The organism is Chitinophagaceae bacterium (assembly GCA_030053935.1).
Lineage (GTDB): Bacteria > Bacteroidota > Bacteroidia > Cytophagales > JASGCU01 > JASGCU01.
The window spans coordinates 1-4,792 of the sequence record JASGCU010000080.1 but is presented as its reverse complement, the minus strand read 5'-3'; the positions used below and the strand labels follow the sequence as shown (position 1 = coordinate 4,792).

Here is a 4,792-nt window from a genome sequence, read left to right as displayed (position 1 = left end):
CGTGCAGAACAAGAAAAACAACGTGCAGAACAAGAAAAACAACGTGCAGAACAAGAAAAACAACGTGCAGAACAAGAAAAACAACGTGCAGAACAAGAAAAACAACGTGCAGAACAAGCAGAAACACGTGCAGAACAAGAAAAAATGGAAATAACAAAAAATTTAATACTAAATGGTATGGATAATGTATTTATTGCACAAATAACAGGATTTCCTTTAGAGACCATACAAAAAATAAGGGAAACAGAAACAAACCTACTTTAAAACATATCATCACGACTCATTTTTTATCTTTCAATGATTCAATAACCACAAATAATTGTTTTATCCTTTAACAGAGAAAAAAACATCTCTTCTTTATATTAGTAATAATTATGATACATCAAGATTCTAAAAAGATAGTAATAGCAATAGACGGGTATTCGGGCTGCGGAAAAAGTACCACAGCAAAACAAGTTGCATCAGCATTAAAATACATATACATAGATTCGGGAGCAATGTATAGAGCTGTTACACTTTTTTTTTTAGAAAATAAAGTAGATATCCATGATATACATCAAATAAATACGCTTCTCGAAGGAATAGAAATACTGTTCAAATGGAACCCAATGCATAAAAAAAATGTTATTTTTTTAAACGGTCAAAATGTAGAAGAACGTATTAGAGAAATGGACGTATCAAATCATGTTAGTGAAGTCAGCACTATTAAAAAAGTAAGAGAAAAATTGGTATCTCTTCAACAAAAAATGGGAATATTCAAAGGAATCGTTATGGACGGTAGAGATATAGGCACCGTGGTATTCCCCTCCGCAGAATTAAAAATTTTTATGACAGCCAATATACAAGTACGAGCAGAAAGAAGACAGAAAGAATACTTGGAAAAAGGACAAAGTATAAGCATACAAAATATTATTGAAAATTTAGAAAAAAGAGATACTTTGGACAAAACCCGAAAAGAAAGTCCCCTTAAAAAACCCATGGACGCATATATTTTAGACACTTCAAAACTTTTATTTGAAGAACAAATAGAATTTATTGTAAACCTCGCAAACAAAAAAATGAATCAATACAAATAATAACTTTGGGTGTACTTGCATTTCTTGATAGCTACTTTTTTATTTTTTAGATAATCCTTTACAACTCATGTTAACCTCATCCGAAACTCTCTATTTGAAAGCCATATATTCTTTGCTAGAAAAAGGAAAAATACAAATACTTACAAATGATATATCAGAAATAACAAAAACAAAACCTGCTTCTGTTACCGATATGCTCAAAAAATTGAACGAAAAAGAACTCATCATCTATGAAAAATACCACGGATGCTCTCTTACAGAACAGGGAAAAAAAACTGCCATACAACTCGTCCGTAATCAAAAACTATGGGAAATATTCCTGATGGAAAAGCTCTCTTTTACAGAACCCGAAATTCTCAATGTAATAACTTCCTTTGATTCTATACAATCAGAACATGTCTTACACAAAATGGTAACTTTTTTACAAAACCCTAAATCAGATATATATGGAAATCCTTTGCTGAACGAGAACGGAACCCCCTACACCATTGAAATAATCTCATTGGAAAACCTCCCTACACATACCACAGCCAAAGTAACCGAACTAAAAAAAGATAATCCTTCTTTTTTAAAATACATGGAAAAAATAAATATAAAAATAGGATGTAAAATAAAAATAATAGAAAAAATAGAGTACGATAACTCTTTTGAAATACTGATTCACAATTCTCAAAAAATTATTATATCTCTACCAATAGCACAAAATATAAAAGTGTGCGAAATATAATCCCATAAAATAGATCGCATGAATCACGCAAATATACTTACTCTCCTTATTCTTAGGATATATATTCTATTCATAATTATCCCCGATGCTTTTTCTCAACCCCAAAATCCGATCCAAAATAAGAAAACAGATTCTCTTTTTCTATCCAATACTGACTCTACCAAAATAGATTCTCTTTTTCACAAAAAAAAAGATTCCCTCTCTCAAAAAAAAATCGGAGATATTAAAACAGTCATTAACTATAAAAGCAACGATTCTCTTTTTTTAGATGTAAAAAACAAACAAGTTTTTCTCTATGGACAAGGAAAAATTGACTATGACGATATTACATTAGAAGCAGATAGAGTAGAAATACATTGGAAAAAAGATATCCTCAAAGCAAATTATACAGTAGATACCACAGGAAAAAAAATAGGAATACCTAAGTTTACACAAGATAAACAAGACTACCAAGCCAGCAGTATGTCCTATAATTTTAAGAAAAAACAAGCTTTTATAAATGGAGTAGTGAGCAAACAAGGCGAAGCCCTTATGCACGGTGAAAAAGTCAAAATGAATGTAGGGGAAGAACTCTATATAAAAAACGGAAAATATACTACCTGTAATTTAGAAGACCCTCATTTTCATATACAAACCAGTAAACTAAAAGTGATACCCGGAAATAAAATTATTTCAGGTCCTTTCCTTTTGAAATTCAGAAGCGTCCCAACTATTTTAGCACTTCCTTTTGGAATGTTCCCACAACCCAAAAGACAAGTATCGGGAGTTATTTTCCCCACTTATGGAGAAGAACTCCTGCGCGGTTTTTTTCTCAAAAATGGAGGATACTATTGGGCTATAAACGATTATGTGAACCTTACTATGATTGCCGATGTGTTTACAAATGGAAGTATTGCAGGCAGATTCCAATCAGAATATAATAAAAAATACGCATATATGGGTGGAATAAGTTTTGATGTGAGCAGAAATAAATCCTCCCAAGATGCCGATGCCAGCACCTCTACAGCTCTATGGGTGAAATGGAATCATAACCCCCTTAATACAGGAACAGGAAGGTTAAATATATCCGTAAACGGAGGAACCAGCACCTATAACCAAGTAAACTACAATTCTCGTAATATTACTCAAAACACAAATCCACTCTTCAGCTCCAGTATATCCTATAGCAAAACATTTACTAATACCCCATTCAGCATGAGTGCAAAATTGAATCAAACTCAAAACGTCCAAACAAACATTATGACATTCACTCTCCCCGATATCAGTGTAAATATGACCAACCTCTACCCCATAGCAAAATACGTAACATGGAATAACTCTTTTGGAAACTTTCTCAAGCAAATATCGCTCGGCTATTCTTTTGCCGCCTCTAATCAAATTACAAACCAAGCCACAAACAAAGAAGGAACCACCTACGCCCGCAATTTTAAAGATATTAAGGACTTCCTGAACGGAAATAATGGAGGTGTCCACAACATAAATATAGCTTCTTCTTATAGAATCAATAAATTTTTTACCCTCAACCCCTCTTTTACTTATAGAGACCTTTGGTATCTCAAAGAACTCAAGTATCAATACGACTCTGCTACTCAAAAAATAAAGCCAGATACCATCAATACTTTTTCCCGAGCAGGATATTACACCTCAGGCATCTCTCTCTCCTTTGCTACCAATATTTATGGAACTTTCTTTTTCAAAAATAAAAATATAAAAGCAATAAGAAATCTTATACAACCAAATATAACCCTTTCTTTCGGTTATAATCCAAACTTTACAGACCCATCTTATGGAATATTTTCAGAACTCCCATCTGATAACAAAGGAAAAACACAACTACTCTCTAAATACCAAGGATTTCTCAACAACAGCATACCAAATTCCAGCAAAAATGCCAGTATATCCTTCTCTCTCACCAAAACATTAGAAATAAAAGTCCGAGATAAAAGCGACACCACTGGAAAAAAAACAAAAAAAATAAAACCTTTTGACAGAATATCCATAGGGACTTCTTATAATCTCTTAGCAAAATCAAGAAACTTATCAAATATATCTCTCAACACCTCTACCAACCTATTGGAAATATTCAATATAAGTTTTAATGGAACTATAAACCCATACGTATGGGTATTAGACAGCATCAAAAAATCAGGAGAATACATACAACACGAAAAAAATGTTCTCGCATGGAATGATGGAAAAGGAATCGGAACTCTTTCAAATTTTGGAATAGCCCTTTCTTTCTCTCTCAAACCCGAAACATTCAAATTCAAAAAAACAAACCAACCCGACACCCCTCCCGTTCCTAAAAATAAATACGAAGAAGCAGATTTGGATTATATAAACAAACATAAAAACCAATACTTAGATTTTAATATACCATGGAACCTGAACATTACATATAATATAGGATACACCAGAACGGGCTTAGCAGATCCTACTATTACGCAATCTATGAGCTTGAATGGGGATGTCAGCATCACTAAAAACACAAAAATTACCTTTACTTCGGGATATGACTTTGAAGCAAAAAAAATTACAGAAGATAACACCCGTTTTAGCTTTGTAAGAAATATACATTGCTGGGAAATTTCCGTGAGCTGGACCCCTTTTGGAAGATACACCAGCTACGAAGTTGTAATACGTCCTAAATCCTCTCTTCTACAAGATCTCAGATTAAATAGACAAAAAAGTTTCTTTGATAATTTTTAAAAAACCTTACATAAAGTATTCTCAAATATACCCAAATCAATTTGATTTTAGAAAAGTAAATTTTTCTAAATTCAACCATTCAGTTATTTTGGAACAAATGAAAATTTAATGTCAACAAACTTTTTAGTTGACATTCATAGTTTTTAATATTTTTGAAAAAGTATAAAAGAGCTTCTCTAAACTCTTCTTTTTTTCTATAGACTCTGTTGTTTATTACTATTTTTGGCATAAACTTCCATAATCTTTCTATAAGATTGAGATTCGGAGAGTAGGGAGGTAA

General features: G+C 32.3%; 4 protein-coding genes and 1 pseudogene. 4 read left to right on the top strand and 1 reads right to left on the bottom strand.

Annotated elements, in window-relative coordinates; all coding sequences use genetic code 11:
• The 4 genes from QM536_07940 to QM536_07925 all read left to right on the top strand — a co-directional run.
• Positions 1–264: hypothetical protein (locus QM536_07940; GenBank protein ID MDI9356933.1), on the top strand; the 264-nt coding region annotated here is incomplete at its 5' end.
• A gap of 110 nt (positions 265–374) precedes the next feature.
• Positions 375–1,076, top strand: a complete 702-nt coding sequence (gene cmk / locus QM536_07935) for a (d)CMP kinase (GenBank protein MDI9356932.1) — start codon at positions 375–377, stop codon at positions 1,074–1,076.
• 67 nt (positions 1,077–1,143) lie between these two features.
• On the top strand, positions 1,144–1,803 hold the full coding sequence (locus QM536_07930; protein MDI9356931.1) for a metal-dependent transcriptional regulator: 660 nt from the start codon (positions 1,144–1,146) through the stop codon (positions 1,801–1,803).
• Between the two features lie 18 nt (positions 1,804–1,821).
• The gene (locus QM536_07925; protein ID MDI9356930.1) at positions 1,822–4,512 is read left to right on the top strand and encodes a putative LPS assembly protein LptD; all 2,691 of its coding nucleotides are present in this window, start codon (positions 1,822–1,824) and stop codon (positions 4,510–4,512) included.
• A 154-nt stretch (positions 4,513–4,666) separates the two neighbouring features.
• Here the strand turns inward: QM536_07925 and QM536_07920 are convergent.
• Positions 4,667–4,792 (bottom strand): annotated as a pseudogene (locus tag QM536_07920) (transposase).